The 16,907-nt window shown below is 40.8% G+C and carries 10 protein-coding genes; all 10 read left to right on the forward strand.

Features of this window, described 5'->3' with window-relative positions; all coding sequences use genetic code 11:
* The first annotated feature begins 43 nt into the window (after positions 1-43).
* The 10 genes from P2W73_RS04035 to P2W73_RS04080 all read left to right on the forward strand — a co-directional run bounded on the left by P2W73_RS04035 (position 44) and on the right by P2W73_RS04080 (position 16,905).
* Positions 44-1,621, forward strand: a complete 1,578-nt coding sequence (locus P2W73_RS04035; RefSeq protein WP_276500700.1) for a RagB/SusD family nutrient uptake outer membrane protein — start codon at positions 44-46, stop codon at positions 1,619-1,621.
* A gap of 41 nt (positions 1,622-1,662) precedes the next feature.
* Complete coding sequence (locus P2W73_RS04040; protein ID WP_276500701.1) at positions 1,663-3,171, forward strand: glycan-binding surface protein; 1,509 nt, start codon at positions 1,663-1,665, stop codon at positions 3,169-3,171.
* 167 nt (positions 3,172-3,338) lie between these two features.
* Entirely contained in the window at positions 3,339-4,808 is a 1,470-nt protein-coding gene (locus P2W73_RS04045) for a cellulase family glycosylhydrolase (RefSeq protein WP_276500702.1), read from the forward strand.
* A 102-nt stretch (positions 4,809-4,910) separates the two neighbouring features.
* Positions 4,911-6,485 carry a glycoside hydrolase family 43 protein gene (locus tag P2W73_RS04050; protein WP_276500703.1) on the forward strand — a complete coding sequence of 525 codons (1,575 nt, stop codon included), beginning with the start codon at positions 4,911-4,913 and terminating at the stop codon, positions 6,483-6,485.
* Between the two features lie 146 nt (positions 6,486-6,631).
* On the forward strand, positions 6,632-7,984 hold the full coding sequence (locus P2W73_RS04055; RefSeq protein ID WP_276500704.1) for a glycoside hydrolase family 43 protein: 1,353 nt from the start codon (positions 6,632-6,634) through the stop codon (positions 7,982-7,984).
* A gap of 133 nt (positions 7,985-8,117) precedes the next feature.
* The gene (locus P2W73_RS04060; protein ID WP_276500705.1) at positions 8,118-9,650 is read left to right on the forward strand and encodes a glycoside hydrolase family 43 protein; all 1,533 of its coding nucleotides are present in this window, start codon (positions 8,118-8,120) and stop codon (positions 9,648-9,650) included.
* Positions 9,651-9,899: 249 nt separating this feature from the next.
* A complete protein-coding gene (locus P2W73_RS04065; protein ID WP_338116858.1) occupies positions 9,900-10,685 on the forward strand; it encodes a DUF3800 domain-containing protein in 786 nt (261 codons plus the stop codon).
* A 193-nt stretch (positions 10,686-10,878) separates the two neighbouring features.
* Positions 10,879-11,445 (forward strand): helix-turn-helix domain-containing protein, encoded by a 567-nt coding sequence (locus tag P2W73_RS04070; RefSeq protein WP_276500707.1) that lies wholly within the window; start codon positions 10,879-10,881, stop codon positions 11,443-11,445.
* A gap of 387 nt (positions 11,446-11,832) precedes the next feature.
* The gene (locus P2W73_RS04075; RefSeq protein ID WP_276500708.1) at positions 11,833-15,006 is read left to right on the forward strand and encodes a SusC/RagA family TonB-linked outer membrane protein; all 3,174 of its coding nucleotides are present in this window, start codon (positions 11,833-11,835) and stop codon (positions 15,004-15,006) included.
* A gap of 9 nt (positions 15,007-15,015) precedes the next feature.
* Positions 15,016-16,905, forward strand: coding sequence for a RagB/SusD family nutrient uptake outer membrane protein (locus tag P2W73_RS04080; protein WP_276500709.1), 1,890 nt, complete (start codon positions 15,016-15,018; stop codon positions 16,903-16,905).
* Positions 16,906-16,907 lie beyond the last annotated feature (2 nt).

A 16,907-nucleotide genomic window follows, 5' to 3' on the forward strand; every position in this document is an offset into this window, starting at 1 on the left:
GCGGCGAATTCCATGTGGCCAAAAAAAATAAAAAAATATACACATGAAATCAATCAATAAACTATTCATCCCTTTGCTATTGCTGGTGGCAGTAGCCGGATGTAAAAAGAGTTTTCTCGACCGCCCTTCGCAATCTCAAATTGCTTCCAATAATTTTTATCAATCTACTAAAGAAATAAGATTGGCTACTGCCAGCCTTTACGGAGGGCCTTCCGTTTGGCAGTGGCATCATAATGGCGTTTTGCAATTTGGCGATGTTTTAAGTGGAAATGGAACTACTGGTCAATACCAGGGTACTGATAATAATGAACTTTTCGCAGTAAACCTTTCGGCTTCTAACAGTTTTGTGAGAGATGCATGGGCAGGATTATACATCCTTATTGGCCAATGCAACAGTACTATTCTCGGCATACAACAATATGCCCCCGCTACGGTTCCTGCAACAGATAAAAACGCGGCGATAGCTGAAGCAAGGTTTATGCGGGGCTATGCTTATTTTAATTTGGTTTTGCATTGGGGTGCCGTACCTATTTTGGAAGACAACAGCAAGCTGATTGATAACCCCCTGCTGAACCGCATCATAGTACCGGATGTGTACAAATTTGTAACAAACGATCTTACTTATGCAGTACAAAATTTACCGGCTACTGATGTTGCCGGCAGAGCAACCACCTGGTCGGCACAAGGTATGTTGAGCAAAGTATATTTAACTATGGCGGGTTTAGGGGGAAATGATACACGCAACCAGGCTTACCTGGACAGTGCCAAAAAATATGCGGGAAATGTGTGCAAAAATAGTGGCAGGACATTATTCCCAAATTATTATGACCTTTTTAAAGCACAAAATAACAATGTTCCGGAAGTCTTATTTGCTTTTCAATGGCAGGCAGGCGTCGGGTACGGTGGTGGTAATTCGTTCAATAATTATGCTCCAACCGTTGCTATTATGCCCAAAAAAGTTGGAGGATGGGCTTCTATGAAACCTACTTACGACTTGTATTTATTGTATTCCGATAAAGATACTGTAAGACGAAAAGCCACCTTTATGGTTAACGGCGATTACTTTCCTGAATTGGATGCAGCAAATGGTGGTTACAAGGCTACCGGATCAAGTATGAAAAAACACATTATTGGCAACGAAGTAGATAACAGTTCGCCGCTTATGGATTTATGGTCATCACCTGAACATGATGCTGCGTTAAGGTTAGCCGATGTGTATATGATATATGCCGAAGCAATTATGGGAAGCAATACATCCACTTCAGATCCCGATGCCTTGTTGTATTACAACCAGGTGCGTACCAGGGCAGGGCTTGACCCTCTTTCAACCATAACGCTTGATGAGCTTATTAGCGAAAGAAGAATTGAATTGGCTTTTGAAGGACAATATTGGGGGGATATGGTAAGGCTTTTTTATTGGAAGCCGGCAAAAGCGTTGTCTATTATAAATGCGCAAAACCGTGCTTTTTTCGATTATGCTAACGGAGTTGCTACACCAGATGCCAATGGTCCTGTTGTGCCTGTGCTTCCGGCAACAGCGAGCTCATTTACATTACAAATACCAGCGGCGGAGTTAACAGCAAATCCCAAATTGGCTGATGCACCAGTAACGTATTATTAATTAATTGTTCTTAATAAAATAAGAATTTAAAATAAATGAGTATGAAAAAAATACATAAAATAAATGCTGGCTTTCTATTTTTCAGTATAACGATGGCGTTGATACTGGTAATGTCTGCCTGTAAAAAGAACATAGAGCAAAATCCTGTAATTACCGGAGTTGTTGAATATGTCGCCTCTCCAAATGACACAGCGCTTCATAGCCTTGTAGCAGATGGTCAGTGGGTGGTTATTACAGGTCAGCATTTGAAAAATGCGATTGAAATAAAATTTAATGGTGTAGCTACTTCTTTTAACGGCACTTTGTTTTCTCATAACAGTGCAGTAGTGCAAATACCGCCCATGCAGTTTTCAACAATTGATACCAGCAAGCTCTATACGATAGAATATACTACAACGGCGGGTACAACTACGTTTTCATTTAAACTCGGGCCAGGCGTACCGGTTATTTCGGCAATATCCAACGTGTTCGCCAACCCGGGTGATTCTGTTTTTTTATATGGAACCAATTTAGTGTTGGTTGAAAGCCTTAATTATGCGGGAAACGCCATTGCAAAAACAGTATCAAACCTTGATGGTACCGCACTTGGTTTTCTTATGCCGGCGCAAACACCTACCGACCAGGTATTGTTAATTACAAAAGGTGGCAGGGATACATTTAAAATAGTGGCTACACCTACAATTACTGGTATCTCCAACGAAAATGCCAATACTGACGATTCTGTTTATGTGTATGGTACTTATTTGAAAACTATTCAAACATTCACTTTTTCAGGTGTTACTATCACTTCTTTTGTAACTTCTCCAGATGGAAGTTTTGTTGGCTTTAAATTACCTTCTTTATCTCAATCAGGGCCAGCATCTATTACAACAGACTATGGTACTGTTACTACTGTTTATGATGTTTATAATATGTATAATGTTAAGTGGGCTGGTGGTGCCACTACAGGCATATTAGGAAATTTTGAATGGGGAGATGCCTTTGGATGGCAATGGTGGGGTGGATCCAGGCTTTCTGTAGTGAGCAACGGGGGATGGATATCAGATTGCCCTGAAATGACCGGTAACACAGGCATGTTCATTTCTATAAAAGATGGCCCTCTGGCTGCTGGTGCAAGTAATAGCCATATACCCCTTGGGGATGCATTGTGGATGCCTGCTGCTAATTTAAATGACACGGTTGGTAATTGGGCTTTGAAATTTGAAATGAATATTCCCAATTCCTGGAGCGGTGGATCACTACGTATTAAAACTGGTTTCACGGATTCTTATATAGCACTGTACGAGCCCTGGAAAACTTCTTCAACAGCTACATCGGCATTTACTACCAAAGGTTGGAGAACTGTTACTATCCCGCTATCCAGGTTCCTGAAAGCCGATCTTACACTTGGTGAAGGAAGGGGAGCTCCCGTTACTTCGCTCTCAAATTTATTAGGCGCCGCCCCCGGTAAAACTGGTCTCAATGTAACAATTAAAAATTACGCCGCATCAGCTACTTCTGCTGGCTTTTATGGTGGCTTTGATAATTTCAGAGTTGTAAAAATAAAATAAGTTACAATATAGCGCAAGGCGTTAGTAATCGTTAGAACGGCCTGTTTCCACAGGCTGTTCTTTAAAAAAGACTAAGCAAAAAAACAACATAGACCCGATTACCAATGAGCATTGAATTTCTGCTTAACAAAAGCTATTATTAAACAATAAAAAATAGAATTTTCAAAATGAATCATATCAAACGTACCCCTATTATTTTAGGATTTCTTATGGCGATATTATCGCTTATATCCTGTAAAAAAAAGAATGAAGTTGCCGCTGAACTATCAGTTTCTCCAAGTGCAATTACTTTTCCAGCCGAAGGGGGGGCATCCGAAATAACAATATCATCTAACGCAGCGTGGAGTGTCAATAACCCCCTTTCTTCGTGGTTGCAAATAGATAAAAAAACGGGCAGCAGCGGCAGCGCCACCATTCAGATAAAAACCTTAAGCGAAAACGGTACAGGAGCGAGCCGCTCAGGCTATTTAGATATTAGCTCATCAAACGGCCAGAACAGGCGGGTAAAGGTTACTCAACCGCCTACTATCTACCCGTCTTATAACACAAGCCCCAAAGCACCCGATGCAACCGGCATGAGTAGCACAGCTGTGCAACTGGCGGCAAAAATGCATTTGGGAATAAATTTTGGCAATACCATGGAATCCCCAGCCGAAGGCGACTGGCAGAATAGTAAAATGACCGAATCGTATGTGAAATTTGTAAAACAAACAGGTTTCAATGCTGTACGGATTCCCTGTAACTGGGTTTGGACTCATTTAAGCGATCCGGCAAAAGCGAAAATTGACCCTGTGTGGCTTAACCGGGTGAAAGAAGTAGTTGGATGGTGTGTGGCTAATGATATGTATGTGATGCTGAATGCTCATGCGGATTTGGGCTGGCTGGATCACAATATCAATTTGGCAAAGAAAGATTCCGTTAATGCAATGCAAAAGGCGCTTTGGGAACAGATTGCTACCACCATGCGTGATTTTGATGAGCATCTTATATTTGCCGGCGCAAATGAACCTCCGGCTGATAATGCCGAGCAGATGGCCATACTCGATAGCTACCACCAGACATTTGTTAATGCAGTTCGCTCTACCGGAGGCAGGAACAGTAACCGGGTGCTTGTTGTACAAGGGCCTAGAACTAACGGTGCTTTAACTTATGACCTGATGAATACGCTGCCAACAGACAATGTTCCTAACAAATTGATGGTTGAGATACATAATTATACGCCCGCTACATTTACGATAGTAACGGATGGAGATGTAAGTTGGGGCAACATGATTTACTATTGGGGGAAAGGGAATCATTCTACTATTGAGCCAGACCGCAACGCCACCTATGGAGAAGAGGATGAGATCCTTGAAGAATTCCAAAAAATGAAACAGAAGTTTGTTGATAAAGGTATTCCTGTGATGCTGGGTGAATATGCAACCTGGAGGCGGACTGCCGGCCTCGGCAAGCCTGTTCCTATGGATACGTTGATGCACAACAAGTCTGTGGATTACTGGTCATATTATGTGACCAAACAGGCTAAAGTGCATGGTCTGGTGCCATTCTGGTGGGAGATAGGTTTTATGTTAGACAGAGCTAATAATGTGGTAAAGGACCAGCGTATGTTAGATGCCATTATTGCGGGTGGTAAATAAAAGATCCAGATGTGAAACAGGTTCTATAAAGCATCCACCAATTCTTTTAGAACCTGTTTCATATAAAAATAACAGCTATCTCAAACATTCATTTTTTATATAATGATCAAATTTTTTTTATCCCGCGTTGCGCTTTTGAGTTGCATGTTTTTTTCAAATAATGTTCATGCGCAACATGCGTCCAATCCGATCATTTTTGCTGATGTGCCTGATATATCGATGATGCGTGTGGGCGATACTTACTACATGAGCAGTACTACCATGCATATGAGCCCCGGTGTGCCTATTATGAAATCTAAGGATCTCGTAAACTGGCAAGTGGTGAGCTATGCTTATGATACCCTTGCCAACATGGACGAACTAAATCTGACCAATGGCAAGAACACTTATGGACTTGGTTCATGGGCCAGCAGCATCCGATATCATAACAACACATTTTATGTAACTACGTTTGCAGCAACCACTGGTAAAACGCATATCTACACCACAAAAAATATTGAGAAAGGCCCATGGAAGTCCGTTTCATTTCCACCATGTTATGGCGATCATTCCTTGTTTTTTGATGACGATGGAAAAGTGTACATGATCTATGGTTGCGGTAAACTTAACCTGATAGAATTAAATGAAAATGTAACCGGTGTAAAGGAAGGGGGCATCAACCAGGTAGCTATTGAAAATGCCACCGCCCCGAGTATGCCGGAAGGGAAGACAGGAGGTCTGTGCGCAGAAGGTTCGCAGTTGTTTAAGGTAAAGGGCAAGTATTACCTGTTTAACATCAGCTGGCCTCCTGGCGGCATGCGTACCGTTCTTATTCACAGGGCAGATAAAATTACAGGACCATGGGAAGGCCGTTTGGCATTGCAGGATTCCGGCATTGCGCAGGGTGGTTTAGTTGATATGCCCGATGGAAGATGGTTCGCTTATTTGTTCCGCGATTATGGCTCGGTGGGTCGTATCCCTTACCTCGTTCCTGTTACATGGAAAGATGGCTGGCCCGTGTTGGGAATAGATGGAAAAGCTCCGCAAACCCTCGATCTGCCTGCGGGCAAAGGTCTTACTCCGGGCATTGTGAATTCAGATGAATTTAAGCGCAAAAAAGGAGAGCCCGCACTGCCACTGGTTTGGCAGTGGAATCATAACCCCGATAACAGTTTATGGTCAGTAACAGAACGCAAAGGGTATTTAACGCTTAAAACAGGAAGGGTTGATACCAGTTTCCTGTCTGCAAGAAATACGCTGACCCAGCGCACTATTGGCCCGGTTTGCAGCGGCTCTGTTTCGTTGGATGTATCGAAAATGAAAGACGGCGATTTCGCAGGCCTCGGGCTTTTAAATAAAAACTTCGGACTGATTGCTGTAAGAGTTGACGGCGATAGTAAGTCAATCGTAATGATCAATGCCAGCACCGGCAAGCCGGAGGAAGTTCAATCGATACCGCTTGCACAAAACACGATTTTCTTTAAAGCAGAATGCGATTTTACCAACAAAAAAGATGTAGCTGATTTCTTTTACAGCCCCGATGGAAAAACCTGGAAGGCATTAGGCACACAGCTTAAGATGGCTTACACGTTTCCACATTTTATGGGCTATCGTTTTGCGTTGTTTAACTACGCCACTAAAATTACCGGCGGTGCCGCCGCTTTTGATTTCTTTCATATTACGGATACGATTCAATGATAAGATCCAACACCTGACAGGTTGATGTTTGAAGAGCATAACTACACGCCTTATCAGTTTACGTTATTATTGGATGGAGATGTAACACAGATGAAAATTTAGTAAGGAAATTTCGTACGTATCACGTACACACATTTAGAACAACAATGAATATCAGAAAGATAATATTACAGGTAACAGCCCTTTTTGCTGCAGCGGGTGCACAGGCTCAAAACCCGGTTATACAAACCATTTATACAGCCGATCCGGCGCCGATGGTATACAAAGACACCGTTTACCTGTACACCGGGCATGATGAAGATAAATCGACTGTGTTTGTGATGAAAGACTGGCGCTGTTTCTCGTCTACCGATATGGTGAACTGGACAGACCGGGGCTCGCCGCTATCGGTTAAAACGTTTAGCTGGGCTAAGCAAGATGCCTGGGCCGGGCAATGCATCGCCAGGAATGGGAAGTTTTACTGGTATGTGCCTATGACGCATGAAACGTTGGGAATGTCAATCGGGGTGGCTGTTTCAGATAGCCCTGCCGGTCCGTTTAAAGATGCACTTGGAAAACCACTGGCTCACAGCGGTAAGGGAGATATTGATCCCACGGTATTTATTGATGACGACGGTCAGGCGTATCTCTATTGGGGAAACCCTTATCTCATGTACGTAAAGTTGAACGAGGATATGATCTCTTATTCTGGCGAGATAGTTACGGTGCCGTTGAATAAAGAAGGGTTTAATGTACGATATAAAGATGTTGATAAAAGACCTTCAGCATACGAAGAAGGGCCTTGGTTTTACAAACGCAAAAACCTGTACTATATGCATTATGCTGCAGGAGGTGTTCCGGAACATTTGGCTTACTCAACCAGCACAAGTGCCACCGGGCCATGGATTTACCGCGATACCATTATGCGGATAATTGACAAGGTAGGCGCTTTTACCAATCATCCGGGTGTGATCGATTATAAAGGCAAATCGTATTTGTTCTACCATAACGGTGCATTGCCAGGTGGCGGAGGTTTTACCCGTTCCGTTTGTGTGGACGAGTTCCAGTATAATAAAGATGGGAGCATTCCGCGGATAACGCCAACAGCCAAAGGTGTAAAACCTGCTGAATATTTAAATCCATTCATCCGCCAGGAAGCAGAAACTATAGCCTGGGAGCAGGGAATTGAAACCGAACACAGCACCAGCGTTGGAGTTTATGTAACCGAAATCAGCAATGGCGATTTTATCAAAGTACGAAGTGTTGATTTTAAGAAAGGAGCAGGATCATTTCAGGCTAATGTTGCATCTGCCTCAGGTGGTTTTATCGAAATACATGTAGATAGTAGCAACGGAGAATTATTGGGATCCTGTGAGGTGAAAAACACAGGAAGCTTGCAAAGTTGGACCAACGTTTCAGCTAAAGTAAATAAGACAAAGGGTGTTCACGATCTGTACTTTGTTTTTAAAGGTAATCAAGGCGATCTGTTCAATTTCAACTGGTGGAAGTTCGATAAATAAGATTTTCCAAAATGATTCATCCTATCAAGTCCCGGGGAAGGTTTAATCTCTTTGTCACTGTAGCTTAAAGGATAATTAATCAATTGAAATTAACCCCTAACGAGTATTCGTTTTTTAGATAAAATAAAAAATCATGTTTAGAAAAAAATTGTTGTTAAGTACGCTACTTGCTATCTCGTTTTTGGGATATAAAAAAGATGTAGAAGCGCAGACTAATGCGCATAAACTGAAAGTGGTTAATGAAAAACTGGAAGAAAAATTCGCAAATGTTTCGCCGAAGCTTACCTCCAATAATGGAAATCCACTGTTAGATTTTATGTTTACAGCCGACCCAACAGCTGTAGAATACAATGGAAGAATTTATGTGTATGCCACGAATGATCATCAACAGTATGAGAATGTAGGAAAGGATGGAAAAAATGGATACCAGCATATCCGTACACTGGTCATGATGTCTTCCGATGACATGGCCAACTGGACTTATCATGGCCTCATAAATACAGCAAAGCTGGCACCATGGAGTACGAATTCCTGGGCGCCTTCCATTACATCCAGGCTGGAAGCAGATGGTAAGACGCACTTCTATTTGTATTACTCCAATGGTGGTGGTGGCTCAGCCGTGCTTACTTCCACCTCTCCCGTTGGCCCGTGGAGTGACCCATTAGGAAAGAACATAGTCGACCGTTCTGTCCCCGGTGTGGATGTCGATGCTCCATTCGATCCCGGAGTTCTTATTGACGACCAAGGTACAGGCTGGCTGACTTTTGGAGGGGGAACACCTAAAACAGAATATATGCCGGGTAATTCCCGAATCGTAAAGTTAGGAGCAGATATGATTAGTCTGGCAAGCGAAGTTGCTAAGATACCCGCTCCTTATTTTTTTGAGGCAAGCGACCTTAATTTTATCAATGGAACCTGGGTTTATACCTATAATACGAGTTGGAAGCCACGCACGGAATGGCCTTACAGCAATATTGATAAACCAACCCAATGCAATATTTCTTATATGACGAGTAAAACCCCCTTAAATCCGGATAGTTGGAAGTATCGCAATAATTACTTTAAGAATACTGGCGACTATAAGATTGGGCCATATACAAACAATCATACTCACCTGTTCAGGTTTAAAGAGAAATATTATATTACTTACCATGCCATGTATTTACAGGATTATTTTGGCACTAAGGGTGGTTTTCGTAATGTAGGTATCGAAGAAATGCAGGTGGATGAAGAGAAGGTGAATATCCACATGGGCAAAGCAACTTTTAAAGGTCCGTCACAACTAAGCCCATTAAACCCATTCGTTCTTCAGCAAGCAGAAACTACTGCAGGCACTTCGGGGCAAGTCCAGTTTGAGGCTGATGGTAATCCGGGCAATATGGTTGCTAAAGGGAAAGCAGATAAACAATGTATCATGGTCCGGGGAGCCGATTTTAGCAAACAGATTCCTGCCAAATTCGAAGCCAGGGTGAAAGGAAAAGGTAAAATTGATGTTTATGTAAATAATCTTAAAGGTACTCCTCTTGTTTCCCTTATATGTGATGAGAAGGAATGGACTACGCTCTCAAAGAAAATAAAACGGAAAATAGATAAAGGAGTAGGGGACATCTATTTTGTATTTACTGGAGAGGATTTTTTGTTTGATGAATGGAAATTCATTTATTAATTCCGTTGCTGGTTTATTGATGCTAATTATTAGATGTTCGATCAACGGGCTGTTACTGCCGATTCGGTGAAACCGTTAAGCGCTTTCTTTTGGGAGCCAGGTAAGGTGCTGAAGTACAAAAACAAATAAAAATCAGGTCGGAGGGGCTCCGGCCTGATTTAAAATATATTTTCACACACACAGATGGAAATTTTTTTTTTGCTGCTATCGAGTAGGTAAATCTAACTAAAGCCCTAGCATTCCAAGGCCATCTATTGTGATGAATCCGGTTATACGGGCTATAATCTCCTGGAGGAAAACCAGCCATATTTAGTTTATTCCGCTTTGAATATAGAAGAAGATATCGCTGGCGGTTTCATTGCGCATTTAAAACAGAAATATTATTTACAAGGTGAGTTGAAAGGAGTAAATCTAGTAAGAAGTGAAAATGGCAAGAATGCAATTCGGGAACTATTTGAGAATTATTCGGGCAACGTTCAAATCGTATATCGCCATAAGAAATATGCGTTGGCGTGTAAATATTTTGAATACGTTTTTGAACCCGCTATAAATGAAAATAGCAAGGCATTTTATCATCACAAGTTTCATCGCTTTATTGCCAATCTTGTATACGTCATATTTGAAGATACAAGCGAAAAAGCCGAAAATATATTCCTAAAATTTCAGGAACTCATTCGTGGAAACGATCCAAACGGGCTGTTTCAACTCTTGGAAAGTATTCATATTCCAAACGAACTATCGTCGTTGATAGCTGAATTTACTATGCTTAATCGAAAGCACCTAATGGACGAAATCACCACTGATGGAAAATATGATTATTGGATATTGGATCTTGCGTCAACAGCATTGCATAGTCTTTTATCCGTTTGGAGTATGAAGTTGGGAGCGTTAGAAGTTGTGGTTGATGAATCTCGTCCGCTACGGGAAATGGTTGAAAGAAATCCGTTATTTCAACGACTCAACGAAATACTGGTTTATTCTGACCCGTTCGGTGACGGAGAGATTTTTCTGATGAGGCAATTGCCGTTCCAGTGAATTAACTTAAAACATATGAGCACATTAATAGCTCGTTGTTATTTTGGTGTCAGCATGTATCATTTTTACTTGTTTACCCTGTAAGGCTTAAATATTTTTGGAAAAAATGTTTCGGTATAAGAAATTATGTATATTAGCATTCAACTTTGTTGAATAATGGTAAACAAAGAGGTAAAATAGTAAACTAAGTTTCATGGACGAACTTTTAATTGAGGAGAAAATAAATAAGCTAAATATCGGAGACCGGATAAAAATGCTTCGGATCAGTCAAAAGCGAACCCTGCAGGAAATTGCGGAAGCGAGTGACTTGTCAAAAAGCATGATTTCGAAAATAGAAAACAATAAAACTGTTCCTTCTGTAGCGGCTTTGGTAAAAATAGCAAAGGCATTAGGTACCAATATCTCCAGTTTATTAGAACAGGACGGGTGGGTAAATGCGATAATCACTACCAGGCAAAAAGCACAGGAAAATCTGACGACTACGGATAAAGGGTATTCTATTTATCCGTATGCCTCAGCCTATCACGAGAAGAAAATGCAGCCTTTTTTATTTGTAGCGAAAAAAGGTGAGGTTATACCCCATGAATTATCACACGAAGGAGAAGAGTTTATTTATGTAATCAAAGGACAAATGAAGATGCAGGTAGGTGAAACGGAGTATTTATTAAATAGTGGCGACAGCCTGTATTTTAATTCTGTTCAAAAACATGGCATTATGCCGGTTTCTGATGAAGTGATGTACCTGGATATTTTCGTTTAAGGAAAATTTCAAATTTTGTATGCTGAATTTTTAAACCAAATTTTTGGTAACGGATATACTATGCCTATAGGTTTTATTCTATAAATATTTTTATTCAACACACAATCATTACTTATGATCTGATAAGTTTTTCAATCAACATTTTATTTAACGATCGCTTTTCAAAAGGACTTTATCGTTCTATAGGGAATGTATTGCCTTTACGAATTACTTGCTTTTTAAAAACAGCTATATGAATATTAATGTAAAAAATAAAGTTATGCCGGTAGATGGCTTGTTATTTAGCTATTGCCGTTCGGTTCTGCGCTTTATAGTCCCACCTATGAGAAGTCCTCAACAATATTTTCAAGACCATATCAACTAACTTCTAATCTAAACGATCTTGCCATGACGTTTCAAAAGCTTAAAAGGGTAGCCATCTCTGATAGAGAAAAATATCTTCAATGGCTGCCCAAAAAAAACAAATCATTTTTACTTATTTTTTTACTGGCAGTTTGCGTGAATGCTTCAGCACAGCAAATAACGGTAAAAGGTAAAGTTACTTCCGGTGATGAAGCTTTAACAAGAGTAACCATAAGTGTAAAAAATAAGAATAATAATACACAAACAGATACCGAGGGAAACTATACTATCACTACCGATCCCAACAGCACATTAGTTTTTTCCCATGTTGGCTTTATTGCACGGGAGGTAGCGGTATCCAACCAGGCACTTATTAATATTGAATTACATGCCGCTAACCTACAACTCAATGATGTAGTGGTTGTGGGTTATGGTACGCAAAAAAAAGGAAGTATTACCGGAGCAGTAAGTTCTATAAAATCTTCTGATCTGATGCGGACACCTTCATCCACTACTTCTACAGCTTTAGTGGGAAAGATTCCAGGCGTTACTGCCAGGCAAACAACCGGCAGGCCGGGTGCAGGTACTACCATTCAAATCAGAAACCTGGGCAGTCCTTTATATGTAATAGATGGTGTGCCGCAAAGCGAAGGTCAGTTCAATAATATAGCAATGGAGGATATTGAAAATATTTCCATTTTAAAAGATGCAGCCGCTTCTTTATACGGTTTCCGTGCATCCAACGGCGTCGTGCTTGTGACGACTAAAAAAGGTAAATCTGGAAAAGGTTCATTAAACATTAATACGTATTACCAGCTGCAAAATGTTACCCGCTATCCTTCAGCTTCTAACGCATATACTTATGTGCGGGCCCTGGCAGAAGCAGAACAAAATGAAGGAAAGCCTATATCGATAACACCCGAAAATTTGGAAAAATGGAAACAGGGAACTGAACCTGGATTTCAGAGCACCAACTATCGCGATTTTATCATTCAAAAAAATGCACCGCAGAAATATGTAAACCTGAATGCCAGCGGAGGAAACGATAAAATGAATTATTATTTTTCTCTCGGCGGCTTAAACCAGGATGGTATATTAAAGCAATACAATTTTGAACGTTGGAATTTTCAAACCAATGTAGAGGGAACAGTAATTAAAGGTGTGAAAATAGGTACGCAATTAAGCGGACGTATTGAATCCCGTCACGAACCTGCATCTACCACAGGTGCTAACACCTACGATAATCCGTTTTTAGCCATATTAACCATGTGGCCTACAGAACATGTTTATGCCAATGATAATCCGAACTACATTAATGCCGATGTAAATAATCCTTCCCGGAATCCTTTGATATATGATAAAAAAGTGATCGGCAAACAGGATAATGTCTGGAATAATTTTGCAAGCATTTTTTATGCAACAATCGACCTGCCCTTGGGCTTGTCGGCCAAGGCTACTTATTCTTATAATTACAAGCAAAATAAGAATGAACTGCATCGTAATTCGTTTAACTTTTATTCCTATAAACCTGCTACGGATGCTTATGTTCCGGTACCATTCAATCTTGCCTTACGTAATAAAAGCAGACAGGAAATAAAAGAGACTTTTGCGCAGTTGCAACTGAATTATGCAACATCAGTTGGTGATCATTCAATATCAGCTATGGGTGCCTATGAGTATGCCAGTGCTGTTGATCAGTCTTTAAGTATTAATGCTATTCCTCCTACTAATTATAGCCCTATGCTTAGATTACTAGACATAAATGGTTTTACAGATGGTTACAATATTATCAAACGTGGTTCTGTTATCGGAAGGTTTAATTATGATTACAAAGGAAGATATTTCCTTGAATTGTTAGGCCGCTATGATGGCTCTCATATTTATCCGCCGGGGAAAAGATGGGGTTTATTCCCGGGGGTTACTGCTGGCTGGAGAATTTCTGATGAGTCATTTTTTGGTGATAGACTCGGCAGAATTATAAATAATTTGAAACTCAGGGCTTCATGGGGCAGAACCGGCCAGGAACGTGGCGTTGGCGCCTTCGACTATCTGCCCGGTGGAGATTTTGGAAGTGGCAATTATGTTTTTGACGGCGGCCTTGTTACAGGAACGGATGTACGCGGAATACCCATTACTAATATTACCTGGGTCACCAGTACTACCAAAAATATAGGACTTGAACTTGGATTCTTTAATAATAAACTGACCGCAGAATTTGATGTGTTTTCTAGAGAGCTTGCCGGTATTCCTGCACCGAAATATGATGTATTGCTGCCTAGTGAAGTAGGATATAGTTTACCGAATGAAAATCTAAATTCGGAAAGAACGCAGGGCATTGAAGGTATCATAAGTTATAACAATAGAAGTGGAGCCATTCGTTATTCGGTTAGTGCGAATGCTACACTGGCCCGTCGCAAAATCTTAGATATATATAAACCAAGATTTGGAAATTCATGGGATCAGTACAGAAACCAGACTGACCATCGTTGGGCGGATGTTCATTGGGGCTACCAGGTTATAGGACAGTTCGAATCAATAGATCAGATAAAAAACTATACTGTGAATAATGATGGCCAGGGGAATAGAACACAACTGCCGGGCGACCTGATTTTTAAAGATGTAAATGGTGATGGACTTATCAGCAACCTGGACGAACGTCCCATTGGATATGCTGGTTTAGATGGAAGCACTTTTGGTGGAAATACACCTTATATGAGCTTTGGCTTGACAGCCAATGTAAACTATAAAGGTTTTAGTCTTACTACGGATTGGGCCGGCGCTACCATGCAATCTTATTACCGCATATTCGAATTGGCTATACCATTCCAGGCTATTCATAATTCACCTGAATATATTTTTAATGATCGTTGGCACAGGGCGGATCTGTTTGATCCCAACAGCGAATGGATTCCTGGTAAATATCCTGCTATTCGCAGAACAAGTTCCGGCAACCATATCAACTATACAAGACATAGTGATTTCTGGATTAGTAACATCACTTATCTCCGTCTCAGAAACCTGGAGTTGATGTACGATTTGCCAAAAAGGCTGGTGAACAGGGCACATCTTTCCGGAGTAAAAGTTTATGTAAGTGGAACAAATGTGCTCACGTTCGACAATGTAAAACATATTGAAATGGATCCCGAAATATCACAGAGCAACGGATTGGTTTATCCGGTAGTTAAGCTTTACACGTTCGGAATTAACATAACTCTTTAAAGATATAATATGAAAAATATACTTCAATTTTTCGTAGTCACCGTTTTGGCATTCTTGTCTTTTTGCTGCAAAAAAGATGATTTGCTGGATACAGAACCACAAACAATTTTTACCGATGAGCAGATATGGAAGGATCCAAAGCTTATCAATTCAGTGTTGGCTAATCTTTATGATCGCATACCCAAATATGCTTCGCTGGCAGCAGGACCTGAAAACTTTACCATATTCGATGAAGGTATGTGGTCGGGGTTAAACAACAATGACCTGGAAGCAAGAAATAACCTGATTAACTATGGGTTTGATCGATGGCGCATCTGGGATTATAGTTATATAAGAGACGTCAATGTAGCAATCGACAACATTACACAATCAAGCTCCATAGAACTTACTCCTGCTCTCAAAAGCCAGTACATTGCCGAATTGCGTTTTTTAAGAGCACTGGATTATTTTGAAATGGTAAAAAGAATGGGCGGTGTGCCAATTGTTACCAAACAACTAATTTATGATGGTAAAGGCGACCCCACTCCCTTGCAACAACCCCGCAATAAAGAGGAAGAAGTATATGATTTTATTGCGAGCGAGGTGGATGCAATCAAAGACGCCCTTGGAAATGCGGGAAGTAAAAGGAGAGCAAATAAATTCACAGCTCTTGCCTTGAAAAGCAGGGCAATGCTATATGCAGGTTCTATAGCCAAATACAATAATGAGCCCGGCTTTACCAATAGTTCGCTTCCGGGAGGAGAAGTAGGGATTTCTGTTTCAAAAGCTTCGGAGTATTATCAAAAATCATTAGATGCTTCAATAGAGATCATTAACAACGGCGGTTATTCGCTCTATAAAACCAATCCTAACCCTGGTGAAAATTTCTATGATGCTATCGTAAATAAAAATGGTAATACGGAAGTCATCATGGCTACAGATTATCTCAAAGCCCAGGGAAGGAGACATACGTTTACATTTAACAATATCCCCCGTTCTTTATTTGAAGAAGCTGGTCAGGGATCTTCTAATATTTCACCTTCCTTAAACCTGGTTGAAAGTTTTGAATACCTCGATGGCACTGCAGGCACATTAAAAGGTGTAGGTACGGGCAGCAACACTGCAGCAGGACAGGCAAACTGGATATTTTATTCAAATCCCCAGGACATATTTGCTGATAAGGATGCCCGTCTATATGGCACTGTTATGTATCCCGGATCTTCGTTTGCGGGTAAGCCTTTGAAAATGCAGACAGGGGTTTATGTTTGGAACGCCACAGCTAACAAATACGATCGGGTAGAAGGGGCACTCAACAGTAATTATACCGATGGCAAAACACTTACGGGTTTAGATGGACCACATCGTACCACCACCTTTGTATCCAATACCGGTTTTTATATGCGCAAGTATATTGATGCTACTCCCGGCGCCAGTACGTTAGCTGCGCAAAGTGATACCTGGTGGGTTCTGTTCCGCCTTGGTGAAATTTATTTAAACGCTGCCGAAGCTGCTTTTGAATTAGGACTTAGTTCAGATGCCTTAAATTATATAAACAAGATCAGGGAGAGAGCCGGTTTTCCTGCAAACAGCCTTTTCTCTCTGACTATTCAAAAAATTCAAAATGAAAGAAGAGTAGAGCTTGCTTTTGAAGATCATCGTCTTTGGGATGTTATCAGATGGAGAATTGCTGATAAGATCTGGGATGGAACAACAACCAATACCGATGCAAATATATATGCTCTTTATCCGTATCGCATTGTTCGTCCCGGTCATCCGGATGATGGTAAATATGTGTTCGATAAAATTGTTGCACCAAGATTTAAAGTGCCGCGTTTTTTCAGACCGGGTAATTATTATTCTTCCATTGCACAAAATGTTCTGGATAACAATTCGAAAATTATTCCTAATCCATTTCATTAAAA

The organism is Terrimonas pollutisoli (assembly GCF_029360765.1).
Classification (GTDB): Bacteria; Bacteroidota; Bacteroidia; order Chitinophagales; family Chitinophagaceae; genus Terrimonas_B; species Terrimonas_B pollutisoli.